General features: G+C 57.8%; 18 protein-coding genes. 10 read left to right on the top strand and 8 right to left on the bottom strand.

Annotation, left to right across the window (positions count from 1 at the left end):
- Positions 1-17: 17 nt before the first annotated feature.
- Entirely contained in the window at positions 18-1160 is a 1143-nt protein-coding gene (gene solA, locus B208_RS0116955; protein WP_007983336.1) for an N-methyl-L-tryptophan oxidase, read from the bottom strand.
- Positions 1161-1340: 180 nt separating this feature from the next.
- Here solA and B208_RS0116950 point away from each other — a divergent pair, with 180 nt between their 5' ends.
- From B208_RS0116950 to B208_RS0116930, 5 genes are all read left to right on the top strand, one after another.
- Positions 1341-2480, top strand: coding sequence for an aromatic ring-hydroxylating oxygenase subunit alpha (locus tag B208_RS0116950; RefSeq protein ID WP_007983334.1), 1140 nt, complete (start codon positions 1341-1343; stop codon positions 2478-2480).
- Between the two features lie 6 nt (positions 2481-2486).
- A complete protein-coding gene (locus B208_RS0116945) occupies positions 2487-2849 on the top strand; it encodes a hypothetical protein (protein WP_007983333.1) in 363 nt (120 codons plus the stop codon).
- A 137-nt stretch (positions 2850-2986) separates the two neighbouring features.
- On the top strand, positions 2987-3640 hold the full coding sequence (locus tag B208_RS0116940; protein WP_007983331.1) for a helix-turn-helix domain-containing protein: 654 nt from the start codon (positions 2987-2989) through the stop codon (positions 3638-3640).
- An 88-nt stretch (positions 3641-3728) separates the two neighbouring features.
- On the top strand, positions 3729-4529 hold the full coding sequence (locus B208_RS0116935) for an aldo/keto reductase (RefSeq protein ID WP_007983329.1): 801 nt from the start codon (positions 3729-3731) through the stop codon (positions 4527-4529).
- Positions 4530-4649: 120 nt separating this feature from the next.
- Positions 4650-5033: a nuclear transport factor 2 family protein gene (locus tag B208_RS0116930; RefSeq protein ID WP_007983327.1), complete on the top strand. Its 384-nt coding sequence runs from the start codon at positions 4650-4652 to the stop codon at positions 5031-5033.
- 71 nt (positions 5034-5104) lie between these two features.
- Here the strand turns inward: B208_RS0116930 and B208_RS0116925 are convergent, their stop codons facing one another.
- The 4 genes from B208_RS0116925 to aglF all read right to left on the bottom strand — a co-directional run bounded on the left by B208_RS0116925 (position 5105) and on the right by aglF (position 8834).
- The gene (locus B208_RS0116925; protein WP_007983325.1) at positions 5105-6331 is read right to left on the bottom strand and encodes an AI-2E family transporter; all 1227 of its coding nucleotides are present in this window, start codon (positions 6329-6331) and stop codon (positions 5105-5107) included.
- An 82-nt stretch (positions 6332-6413) separates the two neighbouring features.
- The gene (locus B208_RS23385; protein ID WP_007983323.1) at positions 6414-6611 is read right to left on the bottom strand and encodes a hypothetical protein; all 198 of its coding nucleotides are present in this window, start codon (positions 6609-6611) and stop codon (positions 6414-6416) included.
- Between the two features lie 449 nt (positions 6612-7060).
- Positions 7061-7972, bottom strand: coding sequence for an NAD-dependent epimerase/dehydratase family protein (locus tag B208_RS0116915; RefSeq protein ID WP_007983321.1), 912 nt, complete (start codon positions 7970-7972; stop codon positions 7061-7063).
- A gap of 127 nt (positions 7973-8099) precedes the next feature.
- A complete protein-coding gene (gene aglF, locus B208_RS0116910; RefSeq protein ID WP_007983320.1) occupies positions 8100-8834 on the bottom strand; it encodes a UTP--glucose-1-phosphate uridylyltransferase AglF in 735 nt (244 codons plus the stop codon).
- An 87-nt stretch (positions 8835-8921) separates the two neighbouring features.
- On the opposite strand from aglF, the gene aglM reads away from it, so the two are divergent.
- The 5 genes from aglM (at position 8922) to B208_RS0116885 (ending at position 15471) form a co-directional block, all read left to right on the top strand.
- Positions 8922-10214 (top strand): UDP-glucose 6-dehydrogenase AglM, encoded by a 1293-nt coding sequence (gene aglM / locus B208_RS0116905; RefSeq protein WP_007983318.1) that lies wholly within the window; start codon positions 8922-8924, stop codon positions 10212-10214.
- Between the two features lie 327 nt (positions 10215-10541).
- Positions 10542-11708 (top strand): O-antigen ligase family protein, encoded by a 1167-nt coding sequence (locus B208_RS0116900; protein WP_007983316.1) that lies wholly within the window; start codon positions 10542-10544, stop codon positions 11706-11708.
- 96 nt (positions 11709-11804) lie between these two features.
- On the top strand, positions 11805-13253 hold the full coding sequence (locus tag B208_RS0116895) for an oligosaccharide flippase family protein (protein ID WP_007983314.1): 1449 nt from the start codon (positions 11805-11807) through the stop codon (positions 13251-13253).
- A 77-nt stretch (positions 13254-13330) separates the two neighbouring features.
- Positions 13331-14458, top strand: a complete 1128-nt coding sequence (locus tag B208_RS0116890; RefSeq protein ID WP_007983312.1) for a glycosyltransferase family 4 protein — start codon at positions 13331-13333, stop codon at positions 14456-14458.
- A gap of 209 nt (positions 14459-14667) precedes the next feature.
- Positions 14668-15471, top strand: coding sequence for an alkaline phosphatase family protein (locus B208_RS0116885; RefSeq protein ID WP_018129006.1), 804 nt, complete (start codon positions 14668-14670; stop codon positions 15469-15471).
- A gap of 60 nt (positions 15472-15531) precedes the next feature.
- Here the strand turns inward: B208_RS0116885 and B208_RS0116880 are convergent, their stop codons facing one another.
- The 3 genes from B208_RS0116880 to B208_RS0116855 all read right to left on the bottom strand — a co-directional run bounded on the left by B208_RS0116880 (position 15532) and on the right by B208_RS0116855 (position 19959).
- A complete protein-coding gene (locus B208_RS0116880) occupies positions 15532-16599 on the bottom strand; it encodes a glycosyltransferase family 2 protein (protein WP_007983308.1) in 1068 nt (355 codons plus the stop codon).
- Positions 16600-16937: 338 nt separating this feature from the next.
- Positions 16938-18230, bottom strand: a complete 1293-nt coding sequence (locus B208_RS0116870; protein ID WP_007983304.1) for a sugar transferase — start codon at positions 18228-18230, stop codon at positions 16938-16940.
- Between the two features lie 904 nt (positions 18231-19134).
- A complete protein-coding gene (locus B208_RS0116855) occupies positions 19135-19959 on the bottom strand; it encodes an undecaprenyl-diphosphate phosphatase (RefSeq protein ID WP_007983301.1) in 825 nt (274 codons plus the stop codon).
- Positions 19960-20177: the final 218 nt, after the last annotated feature.

Genomic DNA, 20177 nt, shown 5'->3' with positions numbered 1-20177 from the left:
CAGCGAGAGACGCCTCTTCAATCGAACCGGTCCAACTCGAACATGTCTATCGGATGGTCGGTTTCGCCCTCGACGGCGAGGTCGGCGAGGATTTCGCCGATGACGCTCGCGAACTTGAATCCGTGACCCGAGAACCCGGCCCCGACCGCGACCTGCGGATGGTCCGGGAGGGTATCGAGGATGAAGTGTTCGTCCGGCGAGTTGGTGAACATGCACGTCGCCAGTCGCATGGTCTGGCCCGCCGCCTCCGGGAAGTACTTCTCCGTGAAATCGCGCAAGAGTCGTTCGTCGGCGGGTCCCGGTTCGGTGTTCCAGTCGTCGGGATCGACCTGTTCGTCGAGGTGGTGGTACTTGCCGAGTTTGAATCCGGGGACGCCGTAGATTGGAAGGCCGTAGAACCGTCCCTCCGGCGAACTGATGTTCCACACGGGGAGCGAGTCGGGTTCGAACAGCGACGGCGTTTCGGGTTGGAACCACGCGAGGACCTGCCGTTCGGGGACGGCGAGGCCCTCCAGCGCGTCCGCGAGTTTGTAGTTCCACGCACCGGCGGCGAGCACGAGGCTGTCGGCTTCGTAGGACGCGTTCGGGGTTTCGACCCGCACGCCGCCGTCCGGCGTCTCCGTCCAGTCGAGGACCTGCTGTCGAGCGCGAACGTCAGCGCCTGCTTCCTGTGCGGCTTCGACGTGGCCGATGATGGACTCCTCCGGGACGATGAACCCGCCGTCCGGTTGGTACAGCGCCTTGTACTCGTCCGGGAGGCGATAGCCGGGGAACCGCTCGTTCAGTTCCGCGCCGGTGAGGATTTCGTGGGGAATGTCGTGTTCCTCACAGGAGCGCAGCGAGCCCTCGAAGACGATGTTCCCTTCGGGAGCGGCGTCGATGGACCCGGTCCGGTGGATGACGGGCCTGCCCGTCCGCTCGGCCAAATCGTCCCACAGTTCGTACGCCCGCTCGATGAGCGGGATGTAGGACGGATGTTCGTAGTACGCGCGGCGGATGATACGCGTGATGCCGTGCGACGAGCCATGCGTGTGCGGAATATCGAACCGTTCCAATCCGAGGACGTCGAAACCGCGTCGGGCCAGGTGGTACGTGGCTGCGCTCCCCATTCCACCGACGCCGATGACGATGACGTCCCTTCGATTGTTACTGTCACTCATACCCACCAACGATGTTTCGAATCGACCATCTTCAGAGTTTTCCCCGGAAAAAACGAGCGAACCGGCGGGAGTTTCGACGCGAATTGGTGTCCTCGAACCGGGGCGCGAACACCGGTTCACTTGAATGGGGGAGCTATCTGTGGTTCATTTTTATACCCCAAGGACGAGACAAGTTGTCACATGACACGATGGAACGACGGAACGGATCAGGTCGAAGCGGTCAGCCCGGACATCACCGACGAAACGAATGCCCTCCCCGCGGAGTACTTCACCAGCCCGGACGTCTTCGAGATGGAGAAGGAGAAGGTGTTCTCGCGGTACTGGGTGTACGCTGGCCACGCCAACAGCATTCCCGAGGTCGGGGACTTCTTCACCCGGACGGTGGGCGATAAGCAGGTCATCATCCTTCGGGACGACGAGGACGACGTTCGCGCGTTTTACAACGTCTGTGCCCACCGCGGGTCGAAGATGGTCGACGACACGCCCATGACCGACCCCGGCAACATGAGTCGGATTCAGTGTCCGTACCACCTTTGGACGTACGACCTCGACGGGGACCTCTCGACGACGCCGAAGAGCTTCGAAGAGGCCAGTCTCAATCCCGACTTGGACGACGAGGACGTGTCGGAACTGGACGCCGAGACGAACGGCCTCATGGAGGTTTCGACCGACCGCATCGGACCGCTGGTGTTCGTCAACTTCGACACCGACCCGATACCGCTCTCGGAACAGGCCGGAAAGATGGCGACGGAACTCGAAGTCCTCCCGCTCGACGAGTACGAACACGCCGCACGATTCGTCTCGGAGGTCGAGTGCAACTGGAAGACGTTCGGGGGGAACTACTCCGAGTGTGACCACTGCCAGGCGAACCATCAGGACTGGATCAAAGGAATCCAACTCAACGACTCCGAACTCGAAGTGAACGACTATCACTGGGTGCTCCATTACACCCACGAGGAGGACGTGGACGACGACCTCCGGATCCACGACGAACACGAGGCGAAGTTCTACTACATGTGGCCGAACTTCACGGTGAACATGTACGGTACCGCGGACGGTTACGGCACGTACATCATCGACCCCATAGACGAGGAGCGTTTCCAGCTCATCGCCGACTACTTCTTCAGGGATGCGGAGATGACCGACGAGGAGTTGGAGTTCGTGCGAACGAGTCGCCAACTGCAGGAGGAGGACTTCGAACTGGTCGAGCGCCAGTACGAGGGGTTGAAATCGGGTGCGCTCGCGCAGGCCCAACTCGGACCGAACGAGCACACGCTGCACAAATTCCACCGACTGGCCCAAGAGGCCTACAACGCCTAACCACCGATGACAGAACAGGAACGAACGCCGTTCGTCGCCAGCTGTCCCAACTGTGGGGAACGAAGGGAAACGGAAACGCCCAACGAGGTGATAGCGTTCTACAGACGCCACCGAGCACTCACGGGCCACGACGTCGAGTGGGAGATCGCCGACGTCGAGTCGATCAGGGAAACGACGGAAGGCGCCGACCTCAAAGCCGTCGTTCTCGAACTCGGCGAGGAGTACGAGGACGGCGTTCCGCTCGGCCTCGTGACGGCGGCGATGGGCGAGCAGGGCCGAACCGTCGGCGAAACGCTCGACGACCTCCGGGAGCTACGGATGACCGGTCACGTGTGGGAGCCGAAAGACGACCACGTGAGCGCTTTTTGAACAGGAAGTGAACGGGGAGTGAACGCGAAAGGCGGAACGCGGCGGGTTTCCACGCGAACAATTCCGTGGTACCGAATGTTTAACATGGATGCCAACGAGAATGGGACACGTAGCGAATCAACGCATTACAACCCACTATGACGTTTATTTCGCACGTCACGGTTCATCACCCGGACCTCGCGCTGGCACCCACGATAAAGTCGGTATCGAACGTCGCTATCAAAGTCGTCCCGACGACGGGAACCGACCCGGAGACGGGGATGTTTTTCTTTCTCGTCGAGACCGACGACGGGAATTTCGAGCCGTTCGAGGTTGCATTGGGGGACGATTCGACGGTCGACCGATGGGAGATGGTCGCCGACCACGGGGACACCCGTATCTATCGTCTCTGTTATACGCCCGGCACGAAACTGGTCACGCCGAAAACAACCGAAGTCGGTGGGATGATGCTCGAAGCGCGGTCGGTGAGACAGGGGTGGCTCCTCCGCGTCCAATTGCCCGACCGAAAGTCGCTGTCGAAACTGTGGAGCTACTGCCGGGAGGAAGGCATCTCGTTCGAACTCGACCGGCTGTACCAACAGGAGAGCCTCACCGCCGACGGAAAATCGCTGACCGAGGCCCAACGAAAGGCCCTGCTGACCGCGTTCGAGGAGGGGTATTTCGAGGAACCGCGACAGACCTCGCACGAAGCGCTCGCCGAACAGTTGGACATCTCCTCGACGGCGGTCGGCGGCCGAATCAGGCGCGGAACGTCGCGGCTCATCGAGACGACGCTCGTGCAGGACGAGTAGCGACCGAGGTTCGACTGGTTCATCACGAAAAATCGAACGACGGCGTGATGGCCGTATCATTCACGTGCGTTCGTCTACACGGAAACGTATGGACGAACTATCGAAAATCGGACTCGGAACCTACAAAAATACCGACCCGGAACAGTGTTCGGAAATCGTTTCCACCGCGCTGGAGATGGGATACCGTCACATCGACACCGCACAGGCCTACGATAACGAGACGTACGTCGGCGATGGTATCGAGCGCGCGGACGTCGACCGCGACGACGTGTTCCTGGCGACGAAGGTGTGGGACGATACACTCGCCTACGACGACGTGCTCTCCAGCACGGACGAGAGTCTCGACAGACTCGGCGTCGAGAGCGTGGACTTGTTGTACGTCCACTGGCCGCGCGACACGTACGACGCCGAGGAGACCCTTCCGGCGTTCGACGAACTTCACGACGAGGGGACGATCGAGCACGTCGGCCTGAGTAACTTCACGCCGGAACAACTCGACGAGGCGCGCGACACGCTCGACGCGCCGATATTCGCCCATCAGGTCGAGATGCATCCCCTGCTCCAGCAGGAGGAACTCCACGAGTACGCCCGCGAGGACGACCACTGGCTCGTCGCCTACGCGCCGATAGCGCGCGGGGAGGTGACCGAAATCGACGAGATTCAGACGGTCGCGGAGAAACACGACGCGACGCCCCATCAGGTATCGTTGGCGTGGCTAGCCTCGAAGGAGCACGTCGTTGCCATCCCGAAGACGTCGAGCGAGGCGCACCTCCGGGACAACCTCGAAGCACGGAAACTGGAGTTGGACGAGGAGGACATGGCAACGATAGACGCCATCGAACGTGAAGAGCGTCTCATCGACCCAGACGACGCGCCGTGGAATCGGTAATACATCGTCTGGCGAGTCGTTCGCATCCGTTCATCTCGTTTCGAAGGTGAGCGTCGATTTACCCGTTGCCACCGGGTGGGACGAAGACCTTTGGAACTTGAACGAGGAGTTTCGTTCGCCATGGAAACCGACGATGCTGAAGCTACGGTCCGTGACTACTACGAATCGCTTCGTCAGGGCGAACCGCTCTATCCATATTTCGCGGATGACGACTCGCTGGTCAAGTTCGGAATCACGGAGCAACTCGTCGGGTACGAGGCCGTCGAAGAGGGGTTGCGCGAGCAGACCCGTCAGTCGAAGGACTGGACGGTGACGAGTCACGAACTGCGAGTGACCCAACGCGACCGTCACGCTTGGTTCAGCGACACGGTTGAGATGGCGTGGACGGACACGACGAGTGGAACGCGCCGTGAGTTCGATTCCAGGTGGAGCGGTACGCTTGCAAAGCGGGGGGAAGATTGGAAGTTCGTCGGGATGCACGCGAGCGCTCCGCATCAGTTCTAAGCGGCTCGCGACGACTTCGAAATCGACCGGTGACAAAGAAGGGAGCGTCGAGACGGTCAACCGACGGTCCCTCATTCCCCTCCGTCGGGCGATTCGGTAGATGAGTCAGTTTCTGATGGTTCAGTATCGACTGTATCAGACGCAGTTGTATCCTCACTCGTTTTCTCATTCGAATCCGGAATCGGGTCTGCGGCGGTTGCGAACGGCGTTAGCTCCCGGCCGTGGAGAAGGTCCGGGAGGATGATTCGTGCGCTGTGAACGAGCAGTACCAACAGAAGCGGTCCGAGGAACAATCCGTACCATCCGAACAGGAGCGGGCCGAGAATGTAGGCGAACAAGACGAGGCCGACGTGGAGATTCCGACCGGAGATGTACGGCCGCAACAGCAGTTCGGTCACACCGTCGACGATGACCGCGGCAACCAGGAGAAATACGATTGGAAACCAAATCGATTGCGGGGCGGTCACGAGCGAACGCCCCGCAAGGTAGAGGCCAATCGGTACGTACACGATCTTCATACCAACGACAGGGATCAGACTGCCGAGTCCGGTCAAGAGTCCCAAGAGGACCGCTGCGGGAATGCCCACTTCGGGCGGTGCGATGCTATCGAGTGCCGTGTAGGTGATGGCTGCAACGATGGCGACGACGAACGCGTTCAGAATGTTTCCGAAGTAAATCGTTTCGAGGTCGGTGTCGACCTCCGTCAAATAAGCGTGCGTCGCGCTGTTCTCCCCGCTGATCTGTGATGAAAACCAGCCAGCGAGTTTTTGGTCGTCCCGGAGGAGATAGAACGCGATAATGAGCGCGATAAAGACGTGTATGAGCCCGGATGCGGCGGCACCGAGATAGCCACCGGCCGACGTCACTACCCCGCTCGCCGTTTGCGGATTGAGATACTGGGTGAGTTGTTGAGGATTCGAAAGAATTTGATTGATTGCGTCTTGGGGATTTTGCTGTCCAAGGATAGTTTGTAGGTACGGCCCCAACGAGGACTCGTACTGCCGGAGATCGATTCCTGCGAGTTCGCTCAATTGCTGGATACCCACGAATACCGTGTACGCGATGAGGAGAATGCCGGGGAACGCAAGCACTCCCAACGCAAGCCCTGCCGCAAGGCTACGTGGTTGTATCCGATGGCTCAACCTTCGGTAAATCGGCCGCGTCGCGTAGTAGACGAACAGTCCGAGGACGATCGTTCCGACGTACGAGTAAAGGATAAACGCGATAATCAAGCCGAGTACACCGAAGATGAGCCACCAGGCGACCCGTTCACGATTCTGTGTGGGGTCGAAGTTCATGTATCAACGCTCGGAGAGGCTCGCTCTAAAGTCCTTTGCCCAATATGAGAATAGTTCGTGAGAGAATCGAACGGAAAGAACATCATACGTGCGAGTAATGCATCTTTTCTTCGTCTTCGCTCGTTCGTATCCAGTAAAGACCAGTGTACGGAGTGTGCAGATACCTGTCCTCTTCGAGATTCACTCTGATATCACCTCCTCGGCCGGAGTCGGCAATGGCATCCGCATCTATTTCGCGTTCGTTGGTTCCGTCCGGCCCGTCGTACACTAGTTTCGCCATACTCTACAGTCAAACCCCTGTTCAATAAGCGTGATTTCCACCGACGTCCGCTTTGGCGAGTAGAGATGCATTGATGTTTGCGCTCGATACGACGCAGTGGTCGATATCGCGAGCAATAAAACAGAAGACGGACGTCGTTCCCGTCTATCGATACTGCTGGCAGACCGAATTTATCCCTTCCTCGAGGTCGATTTCCGGCTCCCAGCCGGTTTCCGCGTGCATCTGGGAGTAGTATCACCGGAAAAACACGGAAGCGCGATGCCAACAGCCCTTATCTCGAGAGCGCTATCGTTTCGTTCCATAACGTCCCTCCGGTCGAATTTTTGTGCTGCACTGGTCAAGTCCGGTCGAGCGCCGGCACCACCACCGATATTTGACCGCTTCAGAGGCGAGAAAATCCGAATACCACAGTGCTGTGGACAATGGTACTGTCAAAGCCGACTACACAGTCACAATAAGGACGAAAGCCCCTCGTCCAACGGAATCGTTGGTTCGTAGCCTAACTTCTCCGTGGCTTTCGAGATGTCGGCCTCGCTTTCGTCGATGTCCCCCGGACGCGGGTCCGTGTGAACGATATCGGACGACGACGCCGAAACGTCACGGATCGTCTCGGCGAGTTCGCGTATCGTAACGCTGTCGCCGGTACCGATGTTGTACGCTTCGCCGACGTGTTCCGTCGTCGCGGCCAGTAGATTGGCCCGGACGATATCGTCGACGTGGACGAAATCACGCGTCTGCTCGCCGTCGCCGTCTACGGTTATCGGGTCGCCGTTCGTCGCTTGGCGTTTGAAGATGCTGATGACGCCGCTGTAATCGCCGCTCGACTGTCGCGGCCCGTAGATGTTGAAATACCGGAGAGCGACGGTTTCCAACCCATACAGTTCCTCGTAGAGGAGAGCGTAGTGGTCGAGCGCGGACTTCTGTAAGCCGTACGGGGACGACGGCGAAAACGACTCGTCTTCAGAAATCGGAACTTCGGTCGGCTGTCCGTAAATCGCACAACTCGACGCCAGGACGACGCGGGCGTCGAGGTCTCGCGCTCGTTCGAGCAAGGCAAGCGTCGCGTCGAGATTCACTTCGTTCGCGCGCATCGGCTCCTCAACGGATTGTTGGACGCTCACGACACCTGCTTCGTGGAATATCAGATCGACGTTTTCGGTCGCGCGGTCGAGGGTCTCGGAGTCGCGGATATCGCCTTCGATGAGCGTCGCCTCTTCGTTTACGTTGGAGCGCTTTCCGGTGCTCAAGTCGTCGAGGATACGAACGTCGTTCTCCTGAACGAGCGCATCGACGAGGTGGCTGCCGACGAATCCCGCACCGCCGGTGACGAGGACCGTTTTGGAGACTGGTGTTTGGACCATTCATCTTTTTATGAAGCGCCCTCTATTAAATCCGTTTCTACTGTAGAATAGTTTGAGCGATGCGGTTACGGTGACGTCTCCGAAAGTTGCGGGCTACGTACCGAAGCGAGGACGGTGCGAGGTGGCCTTATGCGGACGGGCTGGCCACTTCTTCGTCCGTGAGCCGCTCTTCCGCCTCGTCGCGGTCCTCGGGATAGCCGACGTCGATGCGCCAGCCGTCCATGCGAATCGCGTCGATGGTACGACCGCTTCTGATGAGGAGGTCGATGGCCTCGCTGATCTCGTACTCGCCGCGGTTCGAGGGCTGCACGAGATGGCAGGCGTGGAAAATAGCGGGCGTGAACGTGTAGAACCCGGTCATCACCAGGTTCGACGGTGGGTCCTCCGGCTTTTCGACGACGTTCGTGATTTCGCCGTAGTCGTTAGTGTCACAGACTCCGAACCGGCTGGCATCCTCGTACGGCACCTCCTCGGTAAGGAACGCGGCGTCCGCGCGGTCCTCCTGCTGGCGACGAACCACATCTTCGAGATTCGCCTGGAAGATGTTGTCGCCCAGAATCAGCATGAAGTCGTCGTCGATGTGCTCCTCGACGGTCAACAGCGCGTGTGCGAGTCCCTTCTGTTCCCGCTGATGCGTGTACGTGATGGGAATCCCGTCGAACTCGTCGTCGTAGTAGCTGATGATGTCTTCTTTGCGATAGCCGACGACGACGATGAACTCCTCCGCGCCGAGTTCGGCGAGTTGCTCGAAGCAGTGGGTGACGATGGGCTTGCCGTTCACTTCGACCAATCCTTTCGGCTTGTCGTCGGTGAGCGGTCGGAGGCGGGTACCTTTGCCAGCCGCCAGGACTACAGCTTTCATACTTTTGAACGGGGATGCCAGTCATAAATACTTTTAGACCGAAGCATATGCGAAGGTTCAAGGAAACCGGGATTAGTACCGTTCCTAATGGAACTTAGCATCGTCGGGAGTGGCTACGTGGGAACGACCGTCGCCGCCTGTTTCGCCGACCTCGGACACTCGGTCACCAACATCGACATCGACGAGGACATCGTGGAACAACTCAACGACGGTCAGGCACCCATCCACGAACCCGGATTGGACGAACTCGTCGCCGAACACGGAGGAGACCGACTCACGGCGACGACCGACTACGGTGCAGTCCGCGAGACGGATGCGACGTTCCTCGCATTGCCGACCCCTTCCCGCGCGGACGGTAGTATCGACACGTCGATAATCGAGGCGGGAGCCCGTTCGCTCGGCGAGGCCTTGGGGTCGAAGGACGACTACCACCTCGTCGTCGTCAAGAGCACGGTCGTTCCGGGAACGACAGAGGACGTCCTCGGGTCCATCATCGAAGACGCGTCGAACGAGAGCCGAGGGGAGGATTTCGACGTGGCGATGAACCCAGAGTTCCTCCGTGAAGGAAGCGCGGTCGAGGATTTCCTCGGACCGGACAAGGTGGTTCTGGGAACGGAGAACGAGCGCGCGAACGAACGGCTGTCGGCAGTTTTCGAACCGCTCGTCGAGTCGTCCGCTCCCGCTGTCGTCGAAACCGGCATCCGCGAGGCGGAGATGATAAAGTACGCGAACAACGCGTTCCTCGCGACGAAGGTCAGCCTCGTCAACGAACTCGGAAATATCTGCAAAGAGTACGACGTGGACGCCTACGAGGTCATGGACGCCATCGGTCTCGACGACCGTATCGGCGAGCGATTCCTTCGCAGCGGCGTCGGCTGGGGCGGCAGCTGCTTCCCGAAGGATACGGCCGCGTTGGTCGCCGCCGCACACGAGAAGGGGTACGAACCGTCGCTCGTCGAAGCCGCCATCGAAGTGAACGAAAAACAACCGAAACGGTTGCTCGAACTACTCGAAGACCACGTTCCGCCTCAGGGCAAGCGCATCGCGGTACTCGGACTCGCGTTCAAGCCGGGAACCGACGACGTTCGCAACTCCCGGGCGATTCCGGTCATCGAAGCGCTCCAAAACCGTGGTGCGACCGTCGTGGCCTACGACCCTGTCGCGACCGAAAACATGCGTGAGCATTTCCCCGATATCGAGTACGTCGAATCCGCCACAGCGGCGCTCGATGGCGCGGACGGGGCGCTCGTCGTGACGGATTGGGACGAGTTCGCCGCGTTGGACGACGAATTCGAATCGATGACGGACCCGGTCGTCGTGGACGGGCGTCGAATCGTCGAACGACGTGAGGGAATCACGTACGAAGGGCTCACGTGGTGACATCGGTGAAATAATCGGGATTCCCCACCGCGACGTGCAATTTCGGTGGTTTTATTTTCGATGATTTTTGGCTCAGTTTGAGAAGATATATTTTGAAAGGGTCCTAAATTATTAATACATGTTTTCCCGATAGCCCACAAGCTTTTATTATCCCTGTTCGTTGCTTGTAGATGACTACGGTTCGAGAAAGTTCTTCAAAACATGAGTTCTCCTAAATTGATGGATGACGGTAGGATTGACGTGAGGCTTCTAAAACAGAATCTATTCTCCTTCGAAGCGCTGTTCACTCTCTTTCTCTTCGTGGGCTTGTATAAACAAGCCCCGATATTGGATAAGGTTCCGGGGAATCTGACGGCCATTCTGGCGGTGATTTCAGCTATCGTCGGCGGATACGTGTTGATAACGAAAACGGAACACCCACCGAGAAGCGGACTGGTTCTGACTGTCCTGTTGGGGGCGTTCATCTGCTATGCGTTGTTGAGCAACCTCTGGACCCCGAGCTCCGAGTATGCGACCTCGAAGTCGTTAGAACTCGCCACCGTCACGTTCTGGTCGCTGGGTGCCCCGGCCCTCATCATCTCGAAATCCAAGAGACGGCTACGACGCTTTTTGACCGCCACCGTCATCTTTTCCGTCGTTATCGCGGCGATATCGATCTTCCAATTCATCGTCGTAGCGGGTGAAAGCCAACTCAGACCGTTCGATGCCACGTATCTCCTCGTCGGGAGGGTCATCGGGATTGCGTTCCTCATCACGGTAGCGTACACGCTGTACGAAGCGTCATCGAAGATGCAACGGCGAGTGGGAATCGCCCTCAGTGCTTTGTTCGGATTCATCCTGCTCGTGAACGGCGCGCGTGGTCCGCTTCTTGCCTCCATCGGTGCCGGCCTCTGGCTGGGAATCGGGTATTTCGACCTGTCGAAGTCCCCCCGCGAATTGGCCCGGACGGACCTCGTGAAAAAGATCGGAGCGGTCGTACTGGTGGGAGCTATCGTCTTCGTCGTCCTGCTCTATCTCGACGAACTCCCGAACACCATCCAGCGCATCGTCGCAACGCTCTCCGGCAAAAGCACGGGGTCGGTGGAAGGACGGGTCGACTACTATCTGGCGTCGATACCGATGTGGCTGTCGGCGCCAGCTTTCGGCCACGGCATCGGAAGTTGGCCGATTCTGTACGGGATGGGCGATGTGAAATACTACCCGCACAATATCGTCTTGGAAATCCTCGTCGAATTCGGACTCTTCGGTCTGTTGCTGTTCGGGTCGTTGTTCGGTTGCGCCGCGTACTTGCTACTCGCGCCGAAACGGCCGCTCCATCGCGACCCGTATCGGATTCTGTTCGTCGCGCTACTCCTGTTTATGGGATTCAACGCGTTCGTGACGTCCGATATTCCCGATAATCGCTATCTCTTCACGATGCTCGGACTCACGGCGTACTGCTATCGAGCGACGTCGGTCAGGACGCTGAAAAATAGGAACAACAGCCACTATTGAACGAACCATCGACACGCCGACCGAGACGAGATAACTATCGATGGAGTTTAGGAAACTTGATTGAAGCACTAACATCACGGAATCGTTGGTCGATACATGAAGAACAATATCGCTAAATTCGCCTCCATCGCCTTCGTCGGCGGGATTGTCGGTCGAGGTCTTCGATACGCGATAAACGTCGTCATCGCACAGGGCTTGGGAACTGACGCGTTGGGACTGTTCGCGTTCGGAATGGTCGTCATGAAGGCCGGAAGCATTCCTGCCCGCCTCGGACTGGACACGGCGGTACAGAAGTTCATTCCGATATATCGAAACGACGAGGAGACGTCGAAGGTGAGCGGAACCGCACTCCTCGGGTTGGTAACGCCCCTCGTCATCGGGTCGGGTCTCTCGCTGCTACTATATTTCAACCGGGCGGCCATCAGCGCCTTCACGGGCAACCGGTTCGGGTCCGCGATACAGTTGTTCATCGTCGGGATACCGTTGTTCTCGACGATGATGGTCGCGAGCAACGCGACCAAGGGACTCAAGGAGACGAAATATTTCGTTTACACACGCGACATCGGCCAATCGAGCGTCGCGTTTCTCCTCGTGGCGGTCGGTGCGTTCGTCCTCAACGACCTCCGGCTAACTATTCTGGGCTACGTGGTCTCGTTAGGGGTCGGCGTCTTGCTCGCGGTCTTCTTCCTCTTGCGACGCGGCGTCATCTCCCTCGACGTTCGTCCCCAGTTCGAATTCACGGAGATATTCCTCGTCTCCATGCCGCTCACCGTCGCGCTCGTCACGCAGTATCTCGTCTCGTGGACGGACATCCTGATGTTGGGTTTCTTCGTTTCACCCGCGAGAGTCGGGTGGTATCAGGCGGCGTATCAAACGTCGATGTTGCTACTCGTGGTCCTGCAGGCCGCGAGTTCGATATTCCCGTCGCTCGCCGCCGACCTCTATCACAACGGCAAGAAAGATCGGCTGGAAATGGTGTATACGGTCGTCACCAAGTGGGTCTCCTTTTTCACCGTGTTAGGGTTGATATTCCTCGCGACGTATGCCGGGCCGGTACTCCAAATATTCGGAACGTCCACGGAATCGGCTCGTCTCGCCTTGGTCATCTTGGCGTTCGGGCAGACGACAGCGGCGATGGTCGGACCGTCCGGCTACCTGCTCATCATGTCCGGGTACGAAAAGCTCCAGATGATCAATTCCGTGGCCGTCTGTGCGATGAACATCGGCCTGAACTTCCTGCTCATCCGCCAGTTCGGTATCGTCGGCGCGGCCGCCGCGACGAGTAGCTCCATCGCGACGCTCAACGTCCTTCGCCTCGTCGAGGTTCGGTATCTCCTCGGAATTCAGCCGTACTCTCGACGGTTTTGGAAAGGGGTAATCGCCATCCTCGTGAGCACCATCGTGTTGGTCGGCGGCCGTCTGATGGGAATCGGTAGTTTCCTCGGAACCGTCCTTATCGGCGCGGTCGCACTCGGCGTCTTCGGCGTCGTCGTGTATCTGCTCGGCTTCGAGAACGACAAGGTGCTCGTCGAGGCGATAGATTAGTATAATCTGAATTTAGTATAGTTTCGAGCGTATTTGAAGACAAAAGATATATCGTCCGCACGGAACCGTATTGAGGTGTGACCTCCGTCTGTATCCTCACAACGGTTCATACGCCCTTCGACACCCGTATTTTTCATAAGCAGGCCCGGACGCTCGTCGATGCCGGGTACGAGGTGGAATTGCTCTGCCACCACGACGAAGACACTACGAAGGACGGAATACGGATAACCACACTCGGTACCGTGGATTCCCGAGTCGAGCGATGGTCCCATCTCGTGAAGATATATCAGATGGCGATAGAGGCCGACGCGGACGTCTATCACTTCCACGACCCGGAACTTCTCACGGTCGGAATCCTGCTGAGCCTTCGAACGGATTCGAAGGTCGTCTACGACGTTCACGAGGATTACGCCGATGCGATTCGGGTACGGGAGTGGATACCGGACGAGATAAAGCCCGTTCTCGCTCGCGGATTTCCACAGGTTCAATCGCAGTTGGCGCGAGCGATGGACAGCATCGTGACCGCGGACCTGCCGACCGCGAACCAGTTCGCGAACCGCGGCCACGATTCGGTCGTCACGGTTCGGAACTTCCCACGCCTCGAAAACGTCGAATTCGGGGAGGTGGACGGAGAGAACGATTCGGAATACACCCTCTCGTACGTCGGTGGCCTCGACAGCGAACGCGGCCTCCAGCGGATGTTGAAACTGACGCATAAGCTTCGCCAGCGCGATATCGACGTCACCCTCCGACTCATCGGTCCGTTCCAGAACGACGACGTGGAGCGGAAAGCCAAATCGTACATCCGGCGTCACGACCTCGAATCCGCCGTCGAACTCCTCGGCTACGTCGATTACGAGGACATGTTCGCCTACCTCTACCAGTCGGACCTCGGCCTCGTGCTGGTCGATACGGCGCGATTCGAGCGAAACGTCCCCACGAAGATGTTCGAGTATATGTACGCCGAACTGCCGGTCGTCGCGACGAAAAGCGGCTCGACCGAGCGCTATTTGGATTCGGACTACAGCATCTTCGTCTCCGAATCCCTTCGAGAGTCGGACGTGGATGCAGTCACAGAGCTCCTGCGGGACGAAGAGAAACGAAGCGAGATGGGAGACGCGGGACGCCAAAGAGTCGTCGACGAGTACTGTTGGGAAGAGGAGAAAGCCAATCTCGTGGAGCTGTACGATGAATTAACTCATTAACAACAGTTACGAATAATCCTAGTCCCCCACATCTATATTCCTGTATTCCCAACTCCTATTTAATGGTAGATTTCGGCCGATATAACACGTCTAACGTGAAAAAGCTCCTCCAAAATCCGCGAATGTCCGTGGGCGAATGCAGAAAAATCGGGATAGCGGTCAACAAGAAGGTCCATCAAAAAGCGGGAGGCGATATCGGTGTCGATGTCATGGACGAAGATTGGGATACGCTGGTCATACTCGACGGAACGCGATACGATACCTTCGAGGAAAACAACGTTCTGGACGGAAAACTGGAGTTTCGACGGTCGAGAGGGAGTCAGAGTTCGGAGTTCATCCAAGGGAATTTTTCCGGCGAGGAGGTCCACGATACGGTGTACGTGACCGCAAACCCCTACGTGACGGAGTTGGAGGACGGCGTGTTTCACTCCGTCATCAACCTCCTCACGGAGTGGGACGATGAGCTTCAAACAGTCGTCCCAGAGACGGTCGTCGATGCGGCGATGGACGCCTTCGAGCGGTATCCGAACAAGCGTCTCATCGTCCACTTCATGCAGCCCCATTACCCGTTCATCGGTGAGAAAGGACGGAGTATGAACCACCGAGGATTCGCACCGACCGACGACTCGAACCTCCGAAGCGACCGGTCCATCTGGAACGAACTCCAGTACGACATCTCCGAGGACACGCCCGCCGAGGTAAAAGAGGCCTACGAGGAGAACCTCAGACTGGTGTTCCCACACGTCCAGCGAATCATCGATGAGATTCCGGGGAAGACCGTCGTCAGCGCGGACCACGGGAACCTGCTCGGAGACAGACTATCCCCGATTCCTGTGCGGGCGTACGGACATCCACGCGGCCTCCGCGCTCCCGAACTCGTGAAAGTGCCGTGGTTCGTCGTCGAGGGCGAAACCAGACGGGACATCAAATCGGACCCGCCGGAGGAAGAAGACCAGTCCTCGCTCGACGAGGATATGGTCGAAGACCGGCTACAGGCGCTCGGTTACAAGTAAAAGGACGGCCGGAGACAAAGACGAACGGGAAAGAAGGGAACTAACGAGGTCGAAACGCGATCATCCCGTTCTGTCCGCGGTTTCCCACGTGACGATGTTCTGCCCTTTCAGGAACTTCCACAGGCCGAGGACCATCCCGACGTTGGAGACGATGAAATAGTAGGTGACGTGTACCGGTCCGGGTATCGCCACGTCGTATCGCTCCGAGACCCATCCCAAGACGGCAGAGAAGTAAAAGAGAACCTGTACGACGAACGAGAGCGTGTAAATCGGGTTGGCGTCGAGGAGCAGAAGGACGGCGTTCGCGAGGAACGCGGTTCCGAGCAGGAGCGGGGACAACCAGCGGAGTATCTTGTGCGAGATGAACTGGAAGGCGAATTTGGGGTATCGAAGCGGGTTGAGGAGTTCCGTGAACTCCGTGACCGTGTTCCAACAGCGGGTCACGATTCGAATCCGTCGGGACATCTCGGATTCGACCGATTCACCGGTTCGTTCCCACGCGACTGCGTCGTCGGCGTAGTCGATTCTCTCACCGTTGCTGACGACGGCGAGCGGTTCGGCGAAATCGCTGATGCCACCCGGTGAAAGGGGGACGTACGAGGAGCGTCGAACGGCGTAGATGGAACCGTTTCCGGTCACGAGGGAATGGAACCGGGCTTCGAGCTTTTTGATGGCTTGCTCGTAGCGCCAGTACAGCGACTCGCCTTCGACGTCGCTGTCGTCCGAGTAGCGGAGTTCGCCAACGACACATCCCACGCCGTCGGAGAACCTGGCAATCAACCGTTTGATTGCGTCTGGTTCGTACATGCTGTTCGCGTCCGAATAGACGATGAAGTCCGAATCGAGCCTCGACGTGACTTGGTTTTGGCATTCCGTCTTCCCGACGCGCCCCTCGATTCGCATCAGTTCGACGCCCTCGTCAGCGTACCCTTTCACGAGCTCGTCGGTCCTGTCCGAGGACGCATCCGAGAAGACGACGATATCGAACTTGTCGTCGGGATAGTCCAGTTCGAGGCTGTTTTCTATCTTCTCCTCGATGACGTCCTCCTCGTTGTACGCCGCGATGACGAGCGTCGTGGAAGGCCATTCCGATGGGGACTGTACGGGTGGACGGTCGCTCGTGAACACACGAAGTAACGCGGGATAGAAGAGATACGTCTGTAGAATTCCGAGCGAGCTCGCCCAGAATACAACTAGCGCCCCAATTGATAGTAGTTCCATTTGTCTCTACGGATTCGTGTGTACGGAAGGAATAAAAAACGATTGTTGCCGAACGTGGCAGGACGTTACTGAAGAAACACACGAGGAACCGATTCTCGGAGAAATCGGTTCGCGTCGTTGAACGCTCGAAACACGACGAGAGGTCGTCGAAGAAGAACGGCCAGACACACGTGCGGTTTCGAACGGTCGGGAAACGCCGCACGCATCGTGTACAAAATTAGCGCGGTCCGACGGGGGTCGCTCGCTTACTGCTCTTCTTCTCCGCGGACGAGATGACCGACGTCCCGGACCACTTGCCAGAGTTGGCGGGTCACGATTTGGACGTCGAACCAGAACGACTGTCGGCGGATGTACTCGACGTCGTACCGCAGTTTTTTGGCCGGTTCGTGTCCGGTGGCGTCGCTGATTTGTGCGAGTCCGGTCAGGCCGGGCTTGATGAACCACCGCTTTCGCCACTCGACGACGCCGGTCTCGATGTCGGAATCCAGCTCCGGTCGCTCCGGGCGGGGTCCGACGACGCTCATATCCCCGATGAGAATGGACCAAAGCTGCGGGATTTCGTCCAGATGGGTCCGCCTGAGGATTCGACCGACGCGCGTGACCCGAGGGTCGACCTCGCCCTTGTCCTCCTCGCTGACTTTGGCCCCTGTTTCCGCTTCCGCGTCGGTGACCATGCTCCGAAACTTGTACACTTGGAACGTGCCGCCGAACTCCGCGGTCCGAGCCTGACTGTAGAAGATGGGGCCGGGGCTGTCGAGTTTTATCGTCAGTGCGATGACGCCGAGGAGGGGGGCAAATGCGAGGAGGCTGGCCGCGGCGAACAACACGTCGAACGCCCGTTTGAACACGTAATCCTGCCAGTCCCACGGTTCGAGGGCGACTTCGACGAGTTCGTCGTCCTCCGTCGCTTCCGTCTTCGTGAGAACACTATCGATGTGCCGACTGGGAGCCTTCGCCGTCACCCCGTGCTTGTGACACGTATCGAGTGCACCGAAGAACTCCGCCCGGTCCGTGGTCGAGAAGGCCAAGATGGCCGTATCGACGCTGTTTTCGATGATGACGTTTTCCAAGCGCGAAAGGCCGCCGAGACGTTCGACGCCCGGGAGCGGTTGTTCGGTTCCACCGTCCGTGACGACTCGTTCCAATTCGCGCTCGTGAATCTCGTTTCCGCTCGGCGGCGAGACGTATCCCAACACGGGCGTGTTGATAGCTTTGAGAACGTCGGCGACGTAGCGAACATCGTCACCGACGACGATTGCAGGCGCGTTGGTATCGGTCGGACGTCGGCGAATCGAAACGAATAGCGCGGGCAGACCGACCCCAAGCAGTGCAGTGATGATGATGAGCGTCGAGCGAGGGAGACGGTACGAGTAGTCCGCGTAGCCGAGCGTGGCGAGCCCTAAAACGGCGATGAACAGTCGTTTTTCCGTGACCGAAATCGTGTCCAATACCCGTCGAGGACGTGGTTTGAACATGGGAATGAGGCTCGCCGTAACGACGAAGGCGGTGATGAGGCCCGCAATTCCGATCTTCGGCATCGGGAGTACCGTCGAATGAAGCTGATCGAGTACCGGAAAACTCGTGGTAACGAACGATTGGACCGCGCGTTCGTTCGCGATGAGGACCGAAAGTACCACGAGTGAAATGGTTCCAGTAACGCTAGCGAAGCGATAGCGGAATGTGGAGAGCACTATTTGATTAAAGAGATATGCAATATCATAAATGCTACGTCCAACATTGACCAAAATAAGCAGATTAAATACTAAATAAATTCAATATAGTGGGTAAAATACAAAATTAAATTGTCAAATCAGTCGTGGAATGGGACATTCCGTTTCTGCAGATTATAGTTCGGACCAGGAGTAAAGAGACACTGAAGTAGTGAAATGGTATCTTTACGGACGGTAGAGGCCTCATTACAATACCGTGTGGGGTTGAGGAAATAGTATGGATGGGAGAGTCTTCCGGGCCGATAGGACACCTTCGACGGACGGCACCGTTGGATTGAGCGAACGAAAAGTGCCCTTGGTGGCGAACAGATGACATCGTTCTGGAAGGGATACCTCGTTGCAGTACTCCTCTCGGCCGCCGTCTGGCTCGGAATCGGTCAGACACTGCTGGTCCTCCTCTAAAGAATGCAGTCGTAGATTCTAGAGGTAACCTACCGGCAGCGGTGACTCGATACGCCGGTGGCCCGACAGTGGTTGCGGAACACTCACAAGTTGGCAAAATCCCCATCCTTGCTTTAAAACTCATCAAACTTCGTATAAAAGAATGTATTGTTGAGGAACTATAACTCGAAGATGAGAAAATGACGAAAGACGAGGCCATGATTGCGACCGGTATCCTTTTGGGGACGTTCGGAATCGGCTACGCGTTCATCGGCTTTTGAATGCCGAGAAAAACGGACCGCATAAGCGTTCGATTTCGACGCGGAGGAGATTACACGACGAGGAGGAAGACGCCCCCAGCGATCGCTAGCGTCCCGATTCCGACACAGACCGCCCAGAAGGAAACCCGTTCGACGACCCGCAACAACGCGTCGATCGTGACATAGCCGACGATAGCACTGGTTGCAAGTGCAATGAGTGCAACCGTGGGGGAGACAGTGGGGAGGCCACCGGTTTCGTAGACGACCAACGCACCTGCACCCGCGGCCGCGGGAATGCTAAGCAGAAACGACAGGCGAAACGCGTCAGCGCCGTCGTATCCACGAAAGAGGAGGGTCCCTGCGGTCGTCCCCGAGCGCGAAATACCCGGAAGGATGGCCAAACCCTGCATTCCACCGACGAGAATCGCGTCGGTCAACGTGGGGGTTTCCCGGGTACCCAGTTCGAACCGGTCGGCAAAGCGGAGCAACACTCCCGTCCCGATCAGGAGCACACCGATGAGTGCGACGAACCCGCCACCTGCCAGTTCGGAGACGACCGCATCGAGGGTTTTCAACGCGAGGATTCCGACGATACCCGACGCGAGCGTGGCTACGACGAGGAACGACAGTTCGGCTTGTCTATTCTCGAACGCCGAATCGGGACGCCACCCCCGAAGCGAACCGAGGACGTTTTCGAGTTCTCCACGATAGTAGACGGTTGCGGCGATTGCGGTTCCGGCGTGGAGGAACAGAGAAAAGCGGAGTGCCGCTTTCGGTTGACTTCCCATCGCGCGGAGGAACAGGGTGAGATTCCCCTCGCTCGAAATCGGGAGCCACTCGAAAATGCCTTGGAGGATACCCGCGACGAACGCGATCAGAACGGACTCGTCGACCATGGATGGGTGTCTCGGGCGAAGAAGAAAGGCGATTCGGTTTCCGGTTTGATTAGTTGATTTAATTTTCGTACAAGTATGTTTCCCTATTTGCTGTTCTTGAGATAGGGATTCGACGAACAAGAACTCGGATGATATGACAATTATTGTAGTGTACTCAAACCGTGAAAATCCCCCACCATCGGAAAACTCCACTGAAAGACCCAGAGGTGGTAGTCGAA

Origin of the sequence: Haladaptatus paucihalophilus DX253, from assembly GCF_000376445.1 — an archaeon.
Taxonomy (GTDB): domain Archaea; phylum Halobacteriota; class Halobacteria; order Halobacteriales; family Haladaptataceae; genus Haladaptatus; species Haladaptatus paucihalophilus.
This window is presented reverse-complemented; position numbering and strand designations above follow the sequence as displayed.